This is a genomic window from Paracoccus sp. IB05, assembly GCF_016405985.1.
Classification (GTDB): Bacteria; Pseudomonadota; Alphaproteobacteria; order Rhodobacterales; family Rhodobacteraceae; genus Pseudogemmobacter.
In genome coordinates, this window is sequence record NZ_JAEFCF010000017.1 from 29,314 (window position 1) to 46,467 (window position 17,154).

A 17,154-nucleotide genomic window follows, 5' to 3' on the forward strand; every position below is an offset into this window, starting at 1 on the left:
AGGAATGAATGACGCCTTCAATGTGACCGCCGATGAGCTGCGTCAGCTGATCGAGCGGATCGAACAGTACGAAGCCGAGAAGAAGGATATCGCCGAGCAGCTGAAAGAGGTCTATGCCGAGGCCAAAGGCCGGGGCTTTGACACCAAGGCGCTCCGCAAGATCGTGTCTCTGCGCAAGCAGGATGCCGATGAGCGCCAGGAAGCGGATGCGATCCTCGAAGTCTATATGACCGCGCTCGGGATGACCTGAGCAGGGGATGCCGGACAGAGAAACGGGGGCCATTGGCCCCCGATTTCATATCGCAATGCGGCTTTGGTTTCAGATCGCGGCGCGGCTTTGAGCGCGGATTTGCAGGCTGCGCCGGAAGAAGGCGGCGAGGAACATCGCGGTCAGAACCAGGATGATGGTGGCGGCGGGCGAGGCATCAAGCCAGAAGCTCGCCCAGATCCCGGTCATCATCGCGGTAAAGCAGGCGATGCAGGCCACGACCAGCATCTGGCCGAAGCGGCGCACCAGCAGGAAGGCGATAGCGCCGGGCGCGATCAGAAGGCCCACCGCCAGGATCAGCCCGGTTGCCGACAGCGTCGCGACGATGGTCAGCGACAGAACTGCAAGCAGCCCGTAATGCAGCATCCCGACCCTGAGCCCCGAGGCCCGCGCCTGAGCCGGATCGAAGGCCTGCAGCATCAGGTCTTTCCAGCTTACCACCAGCGCCAGCGTCACGAACCCGGCGATCAGTCCGGCGGTCCAGAGATCCTGGACACTGACCCTCAGCATATTCCCGAACAGGATATGGTCGAGATGCGCGTCGCTTTCGATCGAGGTGTAAAGCACGATCCCGGCGGCAAACATCCCGGAAAACACCACCCCCATGATGGTGTCAGGCTTGATGCGGCTGTTTTCCGACAGCCAGCCGGTCGCGACCGAGGTGAACATGCCGGCGGCAAAGGCGCCGATGATCAGCGGAAAGCCCCAGATATAGGCCAGCACAATCCCCGGCAGCACGGCATGGCTGACCGCATCCCCCATCAAAGCCCAGCCTTTCAGAACAAGAAAGCAGGACAAAAGTGCGCAGGGCACTGAAATCATGGCCGAAATCAGGAACGCCTTTTGCATGAAAGGAAACTGGAACGGCAAAAGAAACGTCTCGATCATATCGCGTCCTCCGCATGCAGGGCAGCAGCGGCGCGGCGTTTCGCGGCCAAAAGCCCGTGTTTCGGGGCGAAGATGAAGACGAGGAGGAAGATCGCGGTTTGCAGGCAGACGATCACCCCTCCGGTCGCACCATCGAGGAAATAGCTGACATAGGCACCGGCAAAGCTGGTCACGGTGCCGATGACAACTGACAGCACGATCAGCCGGCCAAAGCGGTCACAGATCAGCCAGGCGGTGGCTCCGGGTGTCACGACCAGCGCGATCACCAGAAAGGCGCCGACGGTCTGCATCGCCGCCACAACCGAGGCCGACAGCAATGTGAAAAAAACGCCTTTCAGAAGCCCCGGATGCAGCCCGACCGAGCGCGCATGGTTCTCGTCAAAGAACACCACCATCAGGTCTTTCCATTTCACCAGCAAGACCGCCAGGGTCACAAAGCCAATCACCGCCAGTTGCAGCGTGTCTTCGGGCGTGATGGCGAGGATATTGCCCATTGTGATCGTCTGGATCGAGACCGCCATCGGGTTCAGGGACACCATGAACAGGCCCAGTCCGAAAAACGCGGTGAAGATCAGCCCGATCACCACATCCGATTTCAGCCCGCTCCGGTCTGACAGAAACAGCATGGCGAGGGCCGCCAGCCCGCCCGAGAGAAAGGCGCCAAGTGCGAAGGGCAGGCCCAGCATATAGGCACCAGCGACCCCGGGCACGACCGAATGCGAAAGCGCATCGCCGATCAGCGACCAGCCTTTCAGCATGAGATAGGCCGAGAGAAAGGCGCAGACGCCGCCGACAAGCGCCGAGACCCACATCGCATTAAGCATGTAGGAATAGGTGAACGGCTCCCAGAGGATCTCCATTCAGTGACCCTCCCGCGTGCGGGTCTCATGGCCATATTGCACCAGCGGCCGTTCGTCATCGGTCAGGATCGAGACATGGCGCGGGTCGTCATCGTCATGCAGCTGATCGCCCGAAAGGGTGAAGCGCCGCAACACGCCGCCAAACGCCTCTTCGAGATTGTCATGGGTGAAGGTCTCGGCGGTCAGGCCGTAGGCCAGAACCGTGCCCCGGACCAGCACGACGCGGTCGCAAAACTCCGGCACCGAGCCGAGGTTATGGGTCGAGACCAGCATGACGCGGCCTTCATCGCGCAGCTCGCGCAGAAGGGTGATGATCTGTTCCTCGGTCTTGACGTCAACGCCGGTAAAAGGCTCGTCGAGCAAGATCACCTGGCCGTCCTGCGCCAGAGCACGGGCCAGAAAGACGCGTTTCTTCTGGCCACCTGACAGCTCTCCGATCTGGCGGTGGCGGTAATCGAGCATATTGACCCGCGCCAGCGCCTGGTCGACCGCTGCGCGATCCGCCGCAGAAGGGATGCGCAGGAACCCCATATGGCCGTAGCGCCCCATCATCACCACATCCTCGACAAGGACGGGGAAGGACCAGTCGACCTCTTCGGATTGCGGAACGTAAGCCACGAGGTTCTGTTTCAGTGCCTCGCGAACTGATCGGCCAAGCAGGCTGATCTGACCTTTCGCAACCGGCACAAATCCCATGATCGCCTTGAAAAGCGTGGATTTTCCGGCGCCGTTCACGCCCACAAGTGCGGTAACGGTGCCGCGCGGGATCTGGAACGAGGCCTGGCGCAGCGCGGTATGGCCGTTGCGATAGGTGACCGTCACATCCTGCGCGGTGATGCCGCCGCCCGGATCATCGGCTGCTGTGGCCTCGATCCGGGGGTCTGGGGTCTGCGACATGATCTGACGGGCCTTCTCGGCTGGGTTTGGGGAACTCTGCCATGGGAAACCGCGGCAGAGAAGCGTTTTTGAGAATGGGTCTCAGTTGGCGGGGCTCTCAAGCCCGATGGCGATGGTCTCTGCCGTGACTTTCAGCAGGTCGAGATAGGTCGGGACCGGGCCATCTGCGGTCGAAAGACTGTCGACGTAAAGCACGCCGCCATAAGCGGCGCCGGTCTCGCGCGCGACCTGCTCGGCGGGGGCGGTATTGACCGTGCTTTCACAGAAGACGACCGGGATATGGTGCTCTTTCACCCCATCCACCACAGCGCGGACCTGCTGCGGCGTGCCCATCTGATCGGCATTCATCGGCCAGAGATAGAGCTCTTTCATGCCGAAATCGCGGGCGAGGTAGGAAAACGCGCCTTCGCAGGTCACCAGCCAGCGCTTGTCTTCGGGAATGGCGGCAATGCGGGCACGCAGCGGCTCGATCGCGGCCTTCATTTCTGCCTTATAGGCCGTGGCATTGGCGGCATAGGTCGCGGCATTTTCGGGGTCGTGTTCTGTCAGGGCTTTCTCGATATTATCGATATAGATCAGAGCATTATCCAGCCCCATCCAGGCATGCGGATTGGCTTTGCCCTGATAGGATCCCGATGAGACCGCAATCGGGTCGATCCCATCGGTCAGCGTGGCCGAAGGCAGGTCGCCGAGGTTTTCCAGAAAGCCCGCGAACCAGAGTTCCAGGTTCAGCCCGTTCCACAGGATCAGATCGGCATCCATCGCGCGGACCAGGTCCTGCGGGGTCGGCTCGTAGCCATGGATCTCGGCGCCGGGGCGGGTGACCGAGACCACCTCGGCGGCATCCCCCGCCACATGCTGCGCCATATCGGCGATCACGGTGAAGGTGGTGACGACTTTCAGCTTCTCTCCGGCAAAGGCCAGGCCGGTGGTCAACAGAAGGGCGGCGAGGGCGGTGGTCGGGGTTTTCAGCCAGGCTTGCATTATCTCTCCTCTCGGCATGTGCAGATGTAAATGCAAATCATTCTCAACTGTCAACCATTGATTTGCGAGGGATCGCGGCTGCTGTCGCTGTCGGGCGTTGCGAATGTCGCAAACGGCACAAAAGCGCCGCAAACCCGAAGCGGTGAAGGCCCCGGCAGGAGTATTTCCGATTCAGAGCCGTTCAGGAGGATAAGATGTCGGAAGTGATCGAGGGTCGTCGGGCGCGGGGTGGCGGTGCGGCGCGGCGCGCGGAACGCACGGCTGTCAGCTTCGAGACGGCGAAATTCATCAGCCGCAACATCCCGAATTTCGAAGTGCTGAATGAAGAGGCGCTTCAGATCATCGAATATAATGCCGAGACGATCCTCGAAGAGATCGGCGTCAATTTCGTGGAAAATCCTGCAGCGCTGGTGCGCTGGCGCGAGGCCGGCGCAGATGTGCGCGGTGAGCGGGTGCATATCCCGCGCGGCCTTGCGCGCAAGCTTTGTTCGACCGCGCCTGCGACGTTCACCCAGCACGCCCGCAATCCCGAGCGCAATGTCGAGATCGGCGGCAGGAATCTGGTTCTGGCACCGGTTTACGGCCCGCCCTTCGTGCGTGATCTGGACGGCGGTCGCCGTTACGCGACCATCGCGGATTTCCAGAATTTCGTGAAGCTGGGCTATATGTCGAAATGGCTGCACCATTCCGGCGGCACGGTTTGCGAGCCGACCGACATCCCGGTGAACAAGCGCCATTTCGATATGCTGCACGCGCATATGACGCTTTCTGACAAACCCTATATGGGCTCTGTTACCGAGCCGTCGCGGGCGCAGGATTCGGTCGATATGTCGAAGATCCTGTTCGGCGACGATTTCGTCGACCAGAACACGGTGATGACCTCGCTGATCAACATCAACTCGCCGATGACCTTTGACGGGATCATGATGGGCGCGCTTGAGGTCTATGCGGCCAATAACCAGGCCTCGATCGTGTCGCCCTTCATCGTCGGTGGCGCGATGGCGCCGGTGACGGTGGCGGGCACGCTGACCCAGGTGCTGGCCGAGATCCTCGCCGGTGTGGCCTATAGCCAGCTGGTGCGCGCAGGCTCGCCGGTGATTGCGGGGGCGTTTGTCACCTCGATTGACATGAATTCCGGCGCGCCGACCTTTGGCACGCCCGAGGCCGCGCATATCACCTATGGGGCCGGTCAGCTGGTCCGCCGTCTGGGGCTGCCTTACCGGTCGGCCGGGTCGTTCTGCGGCTCGAAACTCCCGGATGCGCAGGCAGCCTATGAGACCGCGAACAGCCTGAATATGGGGCTGCTGGCGGGCGTGAACTTCATGCTCCATGCCTGCGGCTGGCTGGAGGGCGGGCTGGTCTCGTCTTACGAGAAATTCGTGATGGATGCCGACCAGCTGGGCGCCTTGCACGGCATCGCCAAGGGCGTTGCGGTGGACGAAAACGCCCAGGCGCTGGATGCGATCCGTGAGGTCGGTCCGGGCGGCCATTACCTTGGCTGCGCCCATACCCAGGCCAATTTCAAGACCGCGTTCTGGCGCTCGGATGTGCTGGATTACAAGCCGTTCGAGACCTGGGAGGAAGAGGGCGCCCGCGATACATCGCAACTGGCCGCGCTGAAGGTCAGGAAGATGCTGGCGGATTATGTGGCGCCGGAGCTCGATGTGGCAAAGCGCGAGGCGCTGGATGACTATGTCGCGAAACGCAAGGCCGAGATGCCCGACGCCTTCATGTAACAGTTTCCCGATTCGAAACAATTGGCCCCGCCCTGGCAACAGAGCGGGGCTTTTTTCTGTTGGAACGGCTCAGTCAGGGTCAAAACGCAGGATGCCCGCAAGGCGCGCTTTGCCCCCGTTGTCGCTGGGGTGGCGGATGCCATCCGACACCGGGACTTCGCGGAAATCAAACGGGCTGACCCCTTCGATACAGGCGACATTGACGCCGTACTGATCGGTATTCGAGCGGCGCTGATGATGGGTATAGATGCCGCAGGTTTTGCAGAAATAGTGTTTCGCGGTGCCGGTGTTGAACTGGTAGAGTGTGAGATTGTCTTCGCCGGCTTCGAACCCGATATCCTGCAGCCCGGCCGAGACTGCAATCGCGCCGCGCATCCTGCAATAAGAACAGGTGCAGCGGCGGATCGAGGCGAAGCCGCCGGTCAGACGCAGCCGGAAGCGGACAGTGCCGCAATGACAGGCTGCGCTGAGATCCTCTGTATTCTGGCTCATTGGCCCCTCCCTGAAGTGGTGAGAGGCTATGTCCCGGCAGTAACGGCCACAAGACCGCCGGGAAGGTCAGGGGGCGGATTTCAGCCGGCGGCTGTCCGCGGTTGCAAAAGCCGGCACTCGGCCACGAGAGCTGCGAGCACCTCGATATGGTCGCAGATCGAATAGGTGGACGCGCCGCTCTGACGGATTTCCTCGATCCGCGCCTCGGTCTCGAACAGCTTCGAGACAATGCGCTCGGGGCGGTTTTCTTCCGGGGCAAAGCGCTTCAGCGCAGTTGGCCGGTGGTAATCGGCCAGGGCAAACCGGACAGCGCGCATCAGGATTCCGGGGCGGCGGATTTCAGAGAGGTTGGTGCGGAAATCAGACATTCATGGCTCCTTCTGCGGGTGAGAAGGGCAGTCTGTCCTGGAAAATCCCACCGTTGCGCAGGCGTGAAAACCGGCGCGCGCCCGGGAAGGGGCTGTTTAGCATTTGGTTACCATTATCGACAAATCGTAACCAGTTAACATCTGAGTAACCACGATTCCCTAAACTGCATTTCGCACCAGCCGGATGTTCAGACCTGAAAATGGAACAGATCAGAGCTTTTGAAAGCCCAGCCCGCGCGTCCCGGTTGCCGGGCTCTCTGCCGGCCTGGATTCCGGATCAGGTCAGGCTCTATCTCGGTCACACCGAAGAGGGGATCTCACTCAGGGCGCTGGCGCGCGAACGGGGGGTGCATGCCTCGACCGTGATGCGTCAGGTGCGCCGGTATGAGTGCCGTCGCGACGATCCGCTGATGGATGCGGCTCTCAGCCAGCTCAGCCGGTCGGCGCGGCTTTCCCCCAATCCGGTCCGCCAGAAGGTAATCCCCGCGATGCCAGCCCATATTCCGCAAGAGGTCACCCGCCGCGCCAAAGCCGTCCCGGTGAGGAGCGCCGCCCTTCCCGATGAAAGCGAACTCGACCGCGAGGCGCGCCGCATCCTGCGCCGCCTGGCCGAGCCGGGCGCGGTGCTGGCCTTTGCCGGCGATATGGACAAGGCGGCGGTGCTGCGCGAGTTTCCCGATGGGCGCGCGGTCAGGACGGCGGTGCTGGAGCGCGCGGTCGCCCAGGCCTTTTGCCTCAAGGACTGGATCTCGTGCCGCAAAAGCGGGCGGATCTCGACCTATGGCATCACCCAGGCGGGGCGGGCGGCGCTGCGCCGGCTGATGGGTGACGAGGAGATGCAGCCGGGTCTGGCCGAGGCGGCGACGCCTTTCGCCGATCAGCATCGCGACTTTGCCGAGCGTGAGGTGCAGACCCCGGAAGGCCCGCGCCGGATGCGGTTTAACATCGCGGAAAGCCCGGTTGCGGTGCTGGGGCGGCGGCGCGAGAAGAATGGCGAGCTGTTCCTGACCTCGGATCTGGTGGCGGCGGCCGAGCGGCTGCGCGAGGATTTTGAGCTTGCACAGATGGGGCCGCGTGTGGCGCAGAACTGGGAGAATTTCCTGACCTGCGGCGACCGGGGCGGCTTTCGCGGTGACAGCGGACTAGCCGAGGGGCCGGGCCGGGCGCGGGACCGGGTGGCGCTCGCCCTGCGCGATCTTGGGCCGGGGCTTGGCGATATTGCCCTCAGGGTCTGTTGTTTTCTCGAAGGGGTGGAAAGTGCCGAGCGCCGTATGGGCTGGGCGGCGCGGTCGGGGAAAATCGTGCTTCGGATCGCGCTGCTCCGGCTCCGCCGGCATTATGATGAGACCTATGGCCGGTCGGGCCCACTGATCGGGTGAGGCTCTGGGGCCCGACCCGCCAGAGCGCCGGAATGGGATAAAGAGGCGCGCCCTTTTCGGGGCGCGCGGTTGCAGATCAGTCCGCGCAGATCAGTCCGCGCGCGTCAGGCCGGCCGCATGCACGATACCGGCCAGGGCACCCCCCACCAGAGGGGCCAGGATGAACACCCAGAGCTGGCTCAGCGCGGCGCCGCCGGCAAAAAGTGCCGGGCCCACGGAGCGGGCCGGGTTCACCGAGACGCCGGTGACCTGGATGCCGACAAGGTGGATCCCGGTCAGGGTCAGGCCGATGGCAAGCCCTGCAAGGATCGTCGAAGCGCCGGGATGGGTCGCGCCAAGGATCACCGTGACAAAGAGGAAGGTCGCCACGATCTCGAAGATCAGCGCCGAGGTCAGGTTGTATTTGCCGAGATAATTCTCGCCATAGCCGTTCGAGCCGAGCCCATATTCCCCAAGCGTGAAGCCGGTTTTACCGGTCATGATCAGGTAAAGCACCGCCGCGCCAAGGATGGCGCCGGCCAGCTGGGCGATCACATAGGTGATGAACGCGCCGGGGGACATCTTGCCCGCCAGCAATATGCCAAGGCTGACCGCCGGATTGAGATGCGCGCCCGAGATCGCGCCGATGCCATAGGCGGCGGCGACGATCGAGATGCCGAAGGCCAGCGAGATGCCGGTCAGGCCCACACCGGTTGTGCCATCAGCGCCGGCGATCACCGCCGCGCCACAGCCAAAGAAAACGAGGATGAATGTGCCGATAACTTCGGCGCTGAACTTTTTAGACATTGCCCCTCCTGGTGACAGGGCCGGGGGGAATTCCCCGGCGGATCCTGGTCAGACGGCTCCCGGGACGTGTACTCGCACTATCCGTTGCCTTGGAGCCTCTCTCAGCTTATGTCTGGGAAGACCCCCGGAAAAGGGGGAAAAATTCCAGAGGTCAGCCCATGCGCGATCTGAAGATCCCCGATCAGCGTCACCCCGAAAAGGCGCATCGCCCCGATCAGGAGCAGCCGAAAAAGCCGTCCTGGATCCGGGTTCGGGCGCCGAATTCGGAAGGGTATAAAAAGACCCGCGACATCATGAAGGAAAACCGCCTGGTGACGGTCTGCGAAGAAGCGGGCTGCCCCAATGTCGGCGAATGCTGGAGCCAGGGTCACGCCACCATGATGATCATGGGCGAGATCTGCACCAGAGGCTGCACCTTTTGCAATGTGGCGACCGGCAAGCCGCAAAATCTTGATGCTTTCGAGCCGGGGCGGGTGGCGCATGCGGTCTCGAAGCTCGGGCTGAACCATGTTGTGATCACCAGCGTTGACCGCGACGATCTGGAAGATGGCGGCGCCGAGCATTTTGCCCAGACCATCCGCGCCGTGCGGCACCGCTCGCCGGACACCACGATCGAGATCCTGACGCCCGACTTCCTGAAATGCGCACCCTCGGCGCTGGAGAAAGTGGTCGAAGCGCGGCCTGATGTCTTCAACCACAATCTCGAAACCGTGCCGGCGCTTTACCATGAGGTCCGTCCCGGCGCGCGCTATTTCCATTCGTTGCGGCTCTTGCAGCGGGTGAAGGAACTTGATCCGGCGATGTTTACCAAATCGGGGATCATGGTCGGCCTTGGCGAGACCCGACCCCAGGTCTTGCAGGTGATGGATGATATGCGCTCGGCCGATATCGATTTCCTGACCGTTGGCCAATATCTGCAACCGACCCCGAAACATCACCGCGTGGCGGAGTTTGTTACGCCGGAAGATTTCAGGGCCTATGAAAAATCGGCCTGGAACAAGGGCTTCCTGATGGTGTCGGCCACGCCGCTGACGCGGTCTTCCTATCATGCGGGCGATGATTTCGCTCAGCTGCGCCAGGCGCGGATGGAGAAACTCGGCCAGGCCTGAGCCTGGCCCGGGCCGCCCCGGGCGGCTCACTCAGCCGGCGCGACCTTTTTCAGCCAGGCCGCGACGGCTGTCGCCTCTTCCGGGGGAAGACGGGCGAAATTCTCGACCACATGCGCCATATGGCCGCCGACGGAATCATAATCCGGGGTGAAGCCGGTGGTCAGATAATCGGCGATCTCTGCCGCGCTCCAGTCGAGGGCGGCGGGGGTGATGTTCGGGATCTGTCCGCGCCCCGAAGGATTTGGCGCGCCCGCCAGCCAGCGCGAGCGCTCCATCGCCCCGAAAAGGTTGCGCGGCGTATGGCATTCGCCACAATGCGCCATGGCCTCGCCAATATAGCGGCCGCGTTCCTCCCCGGGCGTCAGATCGCCGGTCACCACCCAATCCTTGCGCAGGAACAGGAGCTTCCAGCCGCCCAGCAGCCAGCGCTGGCTGAAGGGGAAGATCAGGTCATGCGCGAGGCTGGGTGTGGGATCTGAGGGCAGGGTTTTCAGCCAGGCGTCAAGGTCGGCCACATCCTGCAGGGTGAGCTTTGTATAAGAGGCGTAAGGCAGCGCCGGATAAAGATGTTCGCCGCCACGCGAGACGCCCCTGGTCAGGGCATTGGCAAGATCAAGCGCCGACCAGGCGCCGATGCCATGCTGCTTGTCCTGGCTGATATTTGGCGCATAGAACGTGCCGAATTGTGACGGGAAGGCCTGGCCTCCGGCAAGGACCGGCCGGTCATCGGCGCTGTTCTCCTGCCCGGGCGCAAGATGGCAGGAGGCGCAGCCGGTGGCGAGGAAGACCAGCCGCCCGGCTTCGGCATCACCGGTGAGCCCCTCCATCGCATCCGCCGCAAGCGGGGCGGGCAATGTGGCCCAGGTCAGAGCGGCTGCTGCAAGCGCGGCGGCTGACACCAGGATCAATGCAGCGCGGCGCAGGGGATGGGGGGCTCTTGGCATCGGCTTGCCTTTCCGGGCTGGCTTTCCCCCATCCTGGACCGCTCAGGCCGGTTTGTCAGCGCCGTTTGTCAGCGCGGTTTCCTGTGGCGTTCAGAATCGCATCCGGTTCACCCGGAGCCAGTCCGGCCAGCCCCAGATCCATTCAAAGGCCGCGAAGGCGAGACAGGCGGCGATCACGCCCAGCACCAGCAGCACCCGCTTCATCGGCGGCGGGTTCTGCACCCAGCGTTTCGCGCGCAACAGCCAGACGGTTATATTCATCGACACTCCCTCATCGCGGTATTCGGCCTTTTCCGGGATATAATCAGGGCGCCATTCTCTTCAGGCGCCGGGGGAAAGCCACCGGTACGGCGGCTGGCGCGACCGAAACCGTTCAGGTCACGTAGCCCGGCGGTGTGCCCGTCGACCGAACCCGTGACCTTGCCGCGAACCTGCGGGCAATGCTCAGGCACCGTCGGTGAATCTGACTTTTCCAATATAGGGAAGATTTCTGTTTCTCTGTGCAAAATCAATTCCATAGCCGACAACAAATTCATCGGCGATCTCAAATCCTGTCCATGTTGCGCGGATCGGCACCTCGCGCCGCGACGGTTTGTCAAGCAGCGCACAGATCTCGAGCCGGCGCGGCAGCCGTGACATCAGCAGGTTTTTCACATGGGTAAGCGTGTGGCCGGTATCGACGATATCCTCGACCACAAGCACATCACGGCCCTGGATCTCGCCGCGCAGATCCTTGAGGATCCGCACCTCGCGCGAGCTTTGCGTGGAATTGCCGTAAGAAGAGGCCTCGAGAAAATCGACCTCGACCGGCAGATCCAGCTCGCGGACCAGATCTGCAATGAAGACGAAAGAGCCGCGCAACAGACCGACGACGACCAGCTTCTCGGTTCCCTGATAGGCGGCGGTGATTTCGCGCGCCAGCGTCTCGATCCGCGCAGCAATCGCTTTGGGGCTGATCATCTGGTCGATGACATAGGGCCGCCCCGCCGGGGTTTCGAGTGCCGGGGTTTCGAGTGCCGGGGTCTCGAGTGCCGGAGGTTCGGATGCCGGAGGTCTGGTGGCAGGCTGGGTTTTGGTGGGATCGGTCATGGCTGGCGCTCGGTTCTGGCGGAATGATTTCTTTTCACCCCGAAAGCGGGTGGGGGAAAGCGGAAACTCCCGCAATGGGCCCGCAATGGGGTTGAATTCCGGCGGTCGTGCGGTGAGATGGGGGAGTATCCGCAAGATTATCAGACATGCCCAGACATCAAGAGACCCGCAAATTGCCATGGTCGGCACAAGAGATGTTCGATCTCGTCGCCGATGTGGAGAATTATCCGAAATTTCTGCCCTGGAATGCGGCGGCACGGATCAAGTCGCGCCGGCCGGTCGAGGGCGGCGCCGAGGGCGACACCGTGATCGAGGCCGATCTGGTGATCTCGTTTAAGGTGTTTCGCGAACGCTTTGGCAGCCGGGTCACGCTTTTGGGCGGCGAAAAGCGGATCCTGACAGAATATATCGACGGTCCGTTCCGCTATCTGCGGTCGACCTGGGAGTTTCGCGATCTGGTGGACGGAGGCTCGGAGGTCGGGTTCTTTGTCGATTTCGAGTTCCGCAATGCGATCCTGCAAGGCGTGATCGGGCTGGTTTTCAACGAGGCGATGCAGAGGATCGTGCGGGCGTTCGAGCGGCGCGCGGCAGAGCTTTACGGCGCAGGCGGGTAGCGGACGCGTCTGTAAGGGCGGAGGTGTAAAAATGCGCGCCCCTGCGGGCGCAGGCCTCCGGCGGGAGTATTCGGGCGCGGGCCTCCGGCGGGAGTATTTAAGTCAAGAGGAAGCGGTTCAGGGCTGTGCTGTCAGATCTGGGCGGTCAGGCCTTTGCCGTCGGGGCGGCGGCGTTATGGAGGAGGCGCAGCGCGTATTCAGTGGCGGCCTTGCGCACATTGCTGCGCCCCAGGGCGCCGAAATCGCGGGTCTCGGTGAGTGTGATGCGGCCTGCTGTCGCGAGGCCGAAACAGACCCGGCCTTCGGGCTTATGCTCGCTGCCGCCGGGGCCGGCGATGCCGGTGACCGAGACTGCGAGACCGGCGCCGGACTGGCGGAGCGCGCCTTCGGCCATTTCACGCGCGACCTCCTGGCTGACGGCGCCGAAACGGGCAAGGGTGAGCGGATCCACGCCGAGCATCGCCTGTTTTGCCTCATTGGAATAGGTGACGAAGCCGCAGTCGATAACATCGGAAGAGCCGGGAATATCGGTCAGTGCAGCCGAAACGAGGCCGCCGGTGCAGCTTTCGGCCGTGGCGATCCTGAGCCCGCGCGCGCGGGCCTCCTGCAGGACGGCTTCGGCGAGGCTTGCGATTACATCAGCCATGGCTGCAACACCGCATGATATAGCCCGGCAAGGACGACCGATCCGATGCCGGCGAACAGCCCTGCAAGGATGTCGTCCAGCATCACCCCGATGGCATCATGGCGCCGGTCGGCCTGGCCGATGATCCAGGGTTTCCAGATGTCAAAGAGGCGAAACAGCAGGAAAGGTGCGACCCAGGCCGGCCAGGCGCCCCACCAGAGCCCGATATCAAGGCTGTGATTCATCGCCGGAATGGCGGTGAAGCTCAGCGCGATCCATTGGCCGGCAACCTCGTCGATCACCACTTCAGACGGGTCGGTGTCGGATGTGCCGCGCAGGTAAAGCGGCACCGCCCAGAAGCCGAGCAGTGTCGCCAGAACCGCCCCTACCGGCACCAGCCAGTAAAACCCCTGGTTCATCGCCAGCAGCGCCAGCAGTGCCGCCGCCAGCGAGGCCCAGGTGCCCGAAGCCGGGCGGAGATGGCCAAGGCCGAAGAAAGTGGCGGTCAGGTTGATCATGCTTTCACCAATACCACGGTTGCGATCGAGGCTATACCTTCTTCGCGACCGGTAAAGCCCAGTCGCTCCGAAGTTGTTGCTTTGACGCTGATCCGGCTTGCGTTGAGCCCCATGATAGCCGCGAGGGCGGATTGCATGGATGCGGCATGTGGTCCGATCTTCGGGCGCTCGCAGATCAGGGTCACGTCGCAATTCGAGATTGCGAAGCCCTGGTCCCGGGCAAGGCCTGCAGCGTGACGCAGGAAGATATGGCTTGCAGCGCCCTTCCATTGCGGATCCGAGGGCGGGAAATGCCGTCCGATATCGCCTTCGGCCAGCGCGCCATAAATCGCATCCGTCAGCGCATGCATCCCCACATCAGCATCGGAATGGCCCAGAAGCGCGTGGTCATGTGCGATCTTCACGCCACAAAGCCAGAGATGATCGCCCTCGGTGAAGGCATGGACGTCAAAGCCATTGCCCATGCGGATATCCATTCTGCTTTCCTTTCCGCGCCGTTGCGCGAGGATCTGTTCCGCGCGGGGGAAATCCGGCGGGAAGGTGAGTTTGAGATTGTCTTCCTCGCCTTCGACAATCGCGACCTCGAGCCCGGACGCGAGGGCGAGTTCGACATCATCGGCGGCCTGGCCTGCCGTATCGGCGCGATGGGCGGCGAGGATGGCGTCGAAATGGAAGGCCTGGGGGGTTTGCGCGCGCCAGAGCCCGTCGCGGGGCTGAAGGCCGGTCACAACCGCGCTTTGGCCCCGCCAGAGCGCATCGCTGACCGCGAGCGCAGGGGCGGCGGCCCTGTTGTGATCGAGGGCCGCCAGCATCCGCGCGATCAGGGCGGGGCTGGTCAGGGGCCGGGCGCCGTCCTGGATCAGGACCCGTGAATAGCCCTGGCCCGCCATGGCTTCGAGCGCGTTTCGCACCGATGCGGCCCGCGTGGCGCCGCCTTCGATCAGCTGTGCCCCAGGCGCAATTCCGGCGACAATTCCGGCGGCGGTCTCGCGGTCCTCGGGATGGATCACCAGCGCCAGATCAAAGCCCTGAAAGGCGCGCAGCGTATGGGCCAGCACCGGTTCTCCGGCGAGGAGGCGCCATTGTTTCGGCACCCCGCTGCCCGCCCGCACCCCACGCCCGGCGGCGGTGATCACCACCAGGGTCTTTGGCCCCGGGCCGGCGGGACCGGGTTCCGGCATATGTGATACAATCTGGGGATGGGACACGGAATTTTTGCCTGGATCGGACTGGGGCTGTTGCGGCGGTTTTAGGCCAGGGAAAGCATGCTGGCAATCTGCGCGTCTTTGCTCAAAATGCGGGCAAGTTTGATTAATTGTTGTGCAGTTCTTCATTCCGGTGCAGGGCTGTCCGCGAAATATCCGGGCATCTGCCTTGGAACTATGCCGGTCTCCCAATAGCACTTTCCCTGAGATAAAAGGAACCCGATCTTGGCTTTGACTCCTGGCACTCTGGAAAACGGTCCTTCGCAAGGGGATCTGCCTGCGGCGCCCGCCGCAGTGACTCCTGCCGCAGTGAAGCCAGTCGCAGTGGCTATCGGGGCGCATATCCTTTACCCGCCGGTATTTCTGGCACCGCTTGCGGGGATCACTGATCTGCCGAACCGCCGGCTGGTAGGGTCTTTCGGCGCGGGGCTTGTGGTGTCGGAAATGGTCGCCTCGGATGAGGTGCTCAGGAACCGCCCCGAAGCGCGGGCGCGGGCAGAGCTGGGCTTTGGCGAGAATATCACTTCGGTCCAGCTGGCGGGGCGCGACCCTGCGCTGATGGCCGAGGCCGCGAAATGGTGTGAGGATCAGGGCGCTGAGATCATCGATATCAATATGGGCTGCCCGTCAAAGCGGGTGACGACGGGGCTCTGCGGTTCGGCGCTTTTGAAGGATCTCGACCTTGCGGTCGGGCTGATCGAGGCGGTGGTTGGCGCGGTGAAAGTGCCGGTGACGCTCAAGACCCGGCTGGGCTGGGATGAACATCTGCTGAATGCGCCTGACCTGGCGGCGCGCGCCGAACAGGCAGGGGTGAAGATGGTGGTGATCCATGGCCGCACCCGCTGTCAGTTCTACAAAGGCCAGGCCGACTGGGCCGCGATCCGCCGCGTGAAAGAGGCCGTGACGATCCCGGTGATCGCCAATGGCGACATTATTGATGCGGCCACGGCTGCCGAGGCGCTGGCGCTGTCGGGCGCGGATGGTGTCATGGTCGGGCGCGGTGCCCAGGGCGCACCCTGGCGGCTGGCCGAGATCGCCCATGCGCTTTACGGCACGCCCGCGCCTGTGATCCCCGAAGGGCTGGCGCGGGGCGAGATGATCGTCCGGCATTACGATGAGATCCTCGGGTTCTACGGGCGCGAGCTGGGCTTGCGCTGCGCGAGGAAACATCTTGGCTGGTATCTGGAAGAGGCCGGGATGGACCATGCCCGCGAGACCGTGCTGACCGCCACCGACCCGGCATTGGTCCGCGACCTGATCCTGCGCGCCTTCGGCGAGACAGAGGAGGCAGCATGAGCAGCTATCGCTCTCCCTGGCCGGTTCCCGGCGTGATCTGGGCGTCTTTGCCCCTGCCGGCATTGCTGGTCGGGCCGGATGGCATGATCCGCGAGGCCAATCCGGCGGCGGAGAGCTTTCTGAACGCCTCGGCGAAATCCCTGTTCGGTCAGCCGGTGCTGGACCGCATCATGATCGACGCGCCGATGGAGGAAGCCTTTTTGCGCGCGCGGGCCAATCAGGCGCCGATGAAGATCAACAATGCCGATGTGACCAGCGGCGAGCGCCCTCCGGTGCAATGTTCGGTGCATATCGCGCCGATGCATGATCAGCCGGATTACCTCATGCTGCTGTTTTCCCCGCGCGAGATCGCGGACCGGCTCGGCCGGGCGGGGGCTTCGAAAACGGCGGCGAAATCGGCGATCGGCATGGCCGAGATGCTGGCGCATGAGATCAAGAACCCGCTCGCAGGCATCGCCGGTGCCGCGCAGCTTTTGTCGATGTCGCTGACGCCGGAAGATCGCGAGATGACCGATCTGATCGTTGAAGAAACACGGCGCATCGTCAAATTGCTGGAACAGGTCGAACAATTCGGCAATCTGCGCCCGCCGGAACGCCGCGCGGTAAATATCCATGACGCGCTTGACCGGGCGCGGCGCTCGGGGCTGGTGGGGTTCGCGTCGCATATGGTGATCCAGGAGGATTACGACCCCTCGCTGCCGCCGACTTTTGCCGACCCCGATCAGCTGATGCAGGTTTTTCTGAACCTGATCAAAAACGCCGCCGAAGCTGCAGGGCGCAAGGGCGGCACCATCCGGCTGCGCACCTTCTATGACCTGAGCCTGAGGATGCGCCGCAAGGATGGCAGCCAGGGCGCGCTGCCGCTGAATGTCGAGGTGATCGACGATGGCCCCGGCCTGCCGCCCGATATCGCGGCTGAGGTCTTTGATCCCTTCGTTTCGGGGCGCGAGAACGGCACCGGGCTGGGCCTCGCGCTGGTCTCGAAAATCATCGCCGACCATGAGGGCTGGATCTCGGTCGAGTCCGTTCCGGGGCGAACGGTGTTCCGTCTCTCGCTGCCGATGGTGCCCAAAGAACCAAAGAAAGAGGTGTAACC

At 63.1% G+C, this 17,154-nt stretch carries 20 protein-coding genes; 7 read left to right on the forward strand and 13 right to left on the reverse strand.

The genetic code is table 11. The annotated features are described in order from the left end of the window. The first annotated feature begins 4 nt into the window (after positions 1–4). Complete coding sequence (locus JC607_RS12555) at positions 5–250, forward strand: DUF2312 domain-containing protein (protein WP_198837269.1); 246 nt, start codon at positions 5–7, stop codon at positions 248–250. Positions 251–319: 69 nt separating this feature from the next. On the opposite strand, the gene JC607_RS12560 is transcribed toward JC607_RS12555, so the two are convergent. The 4 genes from JC607_RS12560 to JC607_RS12575 all read right to left on the reverse strand — a co-directional run bounded on the left by JC607_RS12560 (position 320) and on the right by JC607_RS12575 (position 3,897). Beyond that, positions 320–1,156: a metal ABC transporter permease gene (locus JC607_RS12560; RefSeq protein WP_092897946.1), complete on the reverse strand. Its 837-nt coding sequence runs from the start codon at positions 1,154–1,156 to the stop codon at positions 320–322. Further along, positions 1,153–2,016, reverse strand: coding sequence for a metal ABC transporter permease (locus JC607_RS12565; RefSeq protein WP_198837270.1), 864 nt, complete (start codon positions 2,014–2,016; stop codon positions 1,153–1,155). The genes JC607_RS12560 and JC607_RS12565 overlap by 4 nt, the downstream gene beginning before the upstream one ends. Next, the gene (locus JC607_RS12570; RefSeq protein WP_198837271.1) at positions 2,017–2,913 is read right to left on the reverse strand and encodes a manganese/iron ABC transporter ATP-binding protein; all 897 of its coding nucleotides are present in this window, start codon (positions 2,911–2,913) and stop codon (positions 2,017–2,019) included. It abuts the gene before it with no gap. An 81-nt stretch (positions 2,914–2,994) separates the two neighbouring features. Next, positions 2,995–3,897, reverse strand: coding sequence for a metal ABC transporter substrate-binding protein (locus JC607_RS12575; protein WP_198837272.1), 903 nt, complete (start codon positions 3,895–3,897; stop codon positions 2,995–2,997). 194 nt (positions 3,898–4,091) lie between these two features. On the opposite strand from JC607_RS12575, the gene JC607_RS12580 reads away from it, so the two are divergent. Next, positions 4,092–5,633 (forward strand): trimethylamine methyltransferase family protein, encoded by a 1,542-nt coding sequence (locus JC607_RS12580; protein WP_198837273.1) that lies wholly within the window; start codon positions 4,092–4,094, stop codon positions 5,631–5,633. A gap of 69 nt (positions 5,634–5,702) precedes the next feature. Here the strand turns inward: JC607_RS12580 and JC607_RS12585 are convergent, their stop codons facing one another. Then, entirely contained in the window at positions 5,703–6,125 is a 423-nt protein-coding gene (locus tag JC607_RS12585; RefSeq protein WP_198837274.1) for a GFA family protein, read from the reverse strand. An 80-nt stretch (positions 6,126–6,205) separates the two neighbouring features. After that, complete coding sequence (locus JC607_RS12590) at positions 6,206–6,493, reverse strand: DUF6477 family protein (protein ID WP_198837275.1); 288 nt, start codon at positions 6,491–6,493, stop codon at positions 6,206–6,208. A 200-nt stretch (positions 6,494–6,693) separates the two neighbouring features. Between JC607_RS12590 and JC607_RS12595 the strand changes: the two genes are divergently transcribed. After that, complete coding sequence (locus JC607_RS12595; RefSeq protein WP_198837276.1) at positions 6,694–7,872, forward strand: DUF6456 domain-containing protein; 1,179 nt, start codon at positions 6,694–6,696, stop codon at positions 7,870–7,872. 90 nt (positions 7,873–7,962) lie between these two features. On the opposite strand, the gene aqpZ is transcribed toward JC607_RS12595, so the two are convergent. Next, positions 7,963–8,658, reverse strand: a complete 696-nt coding sequence (gene aqpZ / locus JC607_RS12600; protein WP_198837277.1) for an aquaporin Z — start codon at positions 8,656–8,658, stop codon at positions 7,963–7,965. A 158-nt stretch (positions 8,659–8,816) separates the two neighbouring features. Between aqpZ and lipA the strand changes: the two genes are divergently transcribed. Further along, a complete protein-coding gene (gene lipA / locus JC607_RS12605; RefSeq protein ID WP_198837278.1) occupies positions 8,817–9,767 on the forward strand; it encodes a lipoyl synthase in 951 nt (316 codons plus the stop codon). 26 nt (positions 9,768–9,793) lie between these two features. Here lipA and JC607_RS12610 read toward each other — a convergent pair whose 3' ends face one another. The 3 genes from JC607_RS12610 to hpt form a co-directional block, all read right to left on the reverse strand. Then, on the reverse strand, positions 9,794–10,690 hold the full coding sequence (locus JC607_RS12610; protein ID WP_370584800.1) for a cytochrome c: 897 nt from the start codon (positions 10,688–10,690) through the stop codon (positions 9,794–9,796). A gap of 111 nt (positions 10,691–10,801) precedes the next feature. Continuing rightward, positions 10,802–10,972: a hypothetical protein gene (locus tag JC607_RS12615; protein WP_171909509.1), complete on the reverse strand. Its 171-nt coding sequence runs from the start codon at positions 10,970–10,972 to the stop codon at positions 10,802–10,804. 183 nt (positions 10,973–11,155) lie between these two features. After that, positions 11,156–11,671, reverse strand: coding sequence for a hypoxanthine phosphoribosyltransferase (gene hpt, locus JC607_RS12620; protein ID WP_198837319.1), 516 nt, complete (start codon positions 11,669–11,671; stop codon positions 11,156–11,158). 275 nt (positions 11,672–11,946) lie between these two features. Between hpt and JC607_RS12625 the strand changes: the two genes are divergently transcribed. Continuing rightward, a complete protein-coding gene (locus tag JC607_RS12625; RefSeq protein WP_198837280.1) occupies positions 11,947–12,414 on the forward strand; it encodes a type II toxin-antitoxin system RatA family toxin in 468 nt (155 codons plus the stop codon). Positions 12,415–12,559: 145 nt separating this feature from the next. Here the strand turns inward: JC607_RS12625 and JC607_RS12630 are convergent, their stop codons facing one another. The 3 genes from JC607_RS12630 to JC607_RS12640 are packed head-to-tail and all read right to left on the reverse strand — an operon-like array spanning position 12,560 to position 14,738. Next, positions 12,560–13,060, reverse strand: coding sequence for a CinA family protein (locus JC607_RS12630; protein ID WP_198837281.1), 501 nt, complete (start codon positions 13,058–13,060; stop codon positions 12,560–12,562). Then, entirely contained in the window at positions 13,048–13,557 is a 510-nt protein-coding gene (locus JC607_RS12635) for a phosphatidylglycerophosphatase A (RefSeq protein ID WP_198837282.1), read from the reverse strand. The genes JC607_RS12630 and JC607_RS12635 overlap by 13 nt, the downstream gene beginning before the upstream one ends. Next, positions 13,554–14,738 (reverse strand): bifunctional 2-C-methyl-D-erythritol 4-phosphate cytidylyltransferase/2-C-methyl-D-erythritol 2,4-cyclodiphosphate synthase, encoded by a 1,185-nt coding sequence (locus JC607_RS12640; protein WP_198837283.1) that lies wholly within the window; start codon positions 14,736–14,738, stop codon positions 13,554–13,556. Before JC607_RS12640 ends, JC607_RS12635 begins: the two co-directional genes overlap by 4 nt. 354 nt (positions 14,739–15,092) lie before the next feature. On the opposite strand from JC607_RS12640, the gene dusB reads away from it, so the two are divergent. Both dusB and JC607_RS12650 read left to right on the forward strand, forming a co-directional pair. After that, positions 15,093–16,058 (forward strand): tRNA dihydrouridine synthase DusB, encoded by a 966-nt coding sequence (gene dusB, locus JC607_RS12645; RefSeq protein WP_198837320.1) that lies wholly within the window; start codon positions 15,093–15,095, stop codon positions 16,056–16,058. After that, entirely contained in the window at positions 16,055–17,152 is a 1,098-nt protein-coding gene (locus JC607_RS12650; protein ID WP_198837284.1) for a nitrogen regulation protein NR(II), read from the forward strand. Before dusB ends, JC607_RS12650 begins: the two co-directional genes overlap by 4 nt. Positions 17,153–17,154 lie beyond the last annotated feature (2 nt).

Bases quoted from the DNA above. Each gene is read 5' to 3' on its own strand.
- JC607_RS12555 (WP_198837269.1), top strand. From the start codon at position 5: ATGAATGACGCCTTCAATGTGACCGCCGATGAGCTGCGTCAGCTGATC.
- JC607_RS12560 (WP_092897946.1), bottom strand. From the start codon at position 1,156: ATGATCGAGACGTTTCTTTTGCCGTTCCAGTTTCCTTTCATGCAAAAG.
- JC607_RS12565 (WP_198837270.1), bottom strand. From the start codon at position 2,016: ATGGAGATCCTCTGGGAGCCGTTCACCTATTCCTACATGCTTAATGCG.
- JC607_RS12570 (WP_198837271.1), bottom strand. From the start codon at position 2,913: ATGTCGCAGACCCCAGACCCCCGGATCGAGGCCACAGCAGCCGATGAT.
- JC607_RS12575 (WP_198837272.1), bottom strand. From the start codon at position 3,897: ATGCAAGCCTGGCTGAAAACCCCGACCACCGCCCTCGCCGCCCTTCTG.
- JC607_RS12580 (WP_198837273.1), top strand. From the start codon at position 4,092: ATGTCGGAAGTGATCGAGGGTCGTCGGGCGCGGGGTGGCGGTGCGGCG.
- JC607_RS12585 (WP_198837274.1), bottom strand. From the start codon at position 6,125: ATGAGCCAGAATACAGAGGATCTCAGCGCAGCCTGTCATTGCGGCACT.
- JC607_RS12590 (WP_198837275.1), bottom strand. From the start codon at position 6,493: ATGTCTGATTTCCGCACCAACCTCTCTGAAATCCGCCGCCCCGGAATC.
- JC607_RS12595 (WP_198837276.1), top strand. From the start codon at position 6,694: ATGGAACAGATCAGAGCTTTTGAAAGCCCAGCCCGCGCGTCCCGGTTG.
- aqpZ (WP_198837277.1), bottom strand. From the start codon at position 8,658: ATGTCTAAAAAGTTCAGCGCCGAAGTTATCGGCACATTCATCCTCGTT.
- lipA (WP_198837278.1), top strand. From the start codon at position 8,817: ATGCGCGATCTGAAGATCCCCGATCAGCGTCACCCCGAAAAGGCGCAT.
- JC607_RS12615 (WP_171909509.1), bottom strand. From the start codon at position 10,972: ATGAATATAACCGTCTGGCTGTTGCGCGCGAAACGCTGGGTGCAGAAC.
- hpt (WP_198837319.1), bottom strand. From the start codon at position 11,671: ATGATCAGCCCCAAAGCGATTGCTGCGCGGATCGAGACGCTGGCGCGC.
- JC607_RS12625 (WP_198837280.1), top strand. From the start codon at position 11,947: ATGCCCAGACATCAAGAGACCCGCAAATTGCCATGGTCGGCACAAGAG.
- JC607_RS12630 (WP_198837281.1), bottom strand. From the start codon at position 13,060: ATGGCTGATGTAATCGCAAGCCTCGCCGAAGCCGTCCTGCAGGAGGCC.
- JC607_RS12635 (WP_198837282.1), bottom strand. From the start codon at position 13,557: ATGATCAACCTGACCGCCACTTTCTTCGGCCTTGGCCATCTCCGCCCG.
- JC607_RS12640 (WP_198837283.1), bottom strand. From the start codon at position 14,738: ATGCCGGAACCCGGTCCCGCCGGCCCGGGGCCAAAGACCCTGGTGGTG.
- JC607_RS12650 (WP_198837284.1), top strand. From the start codon at position 16,055: ATGAGCAGCTATCGCTCTCCCTGGCCGGTTCCCGGCGTGATCTGGGCG.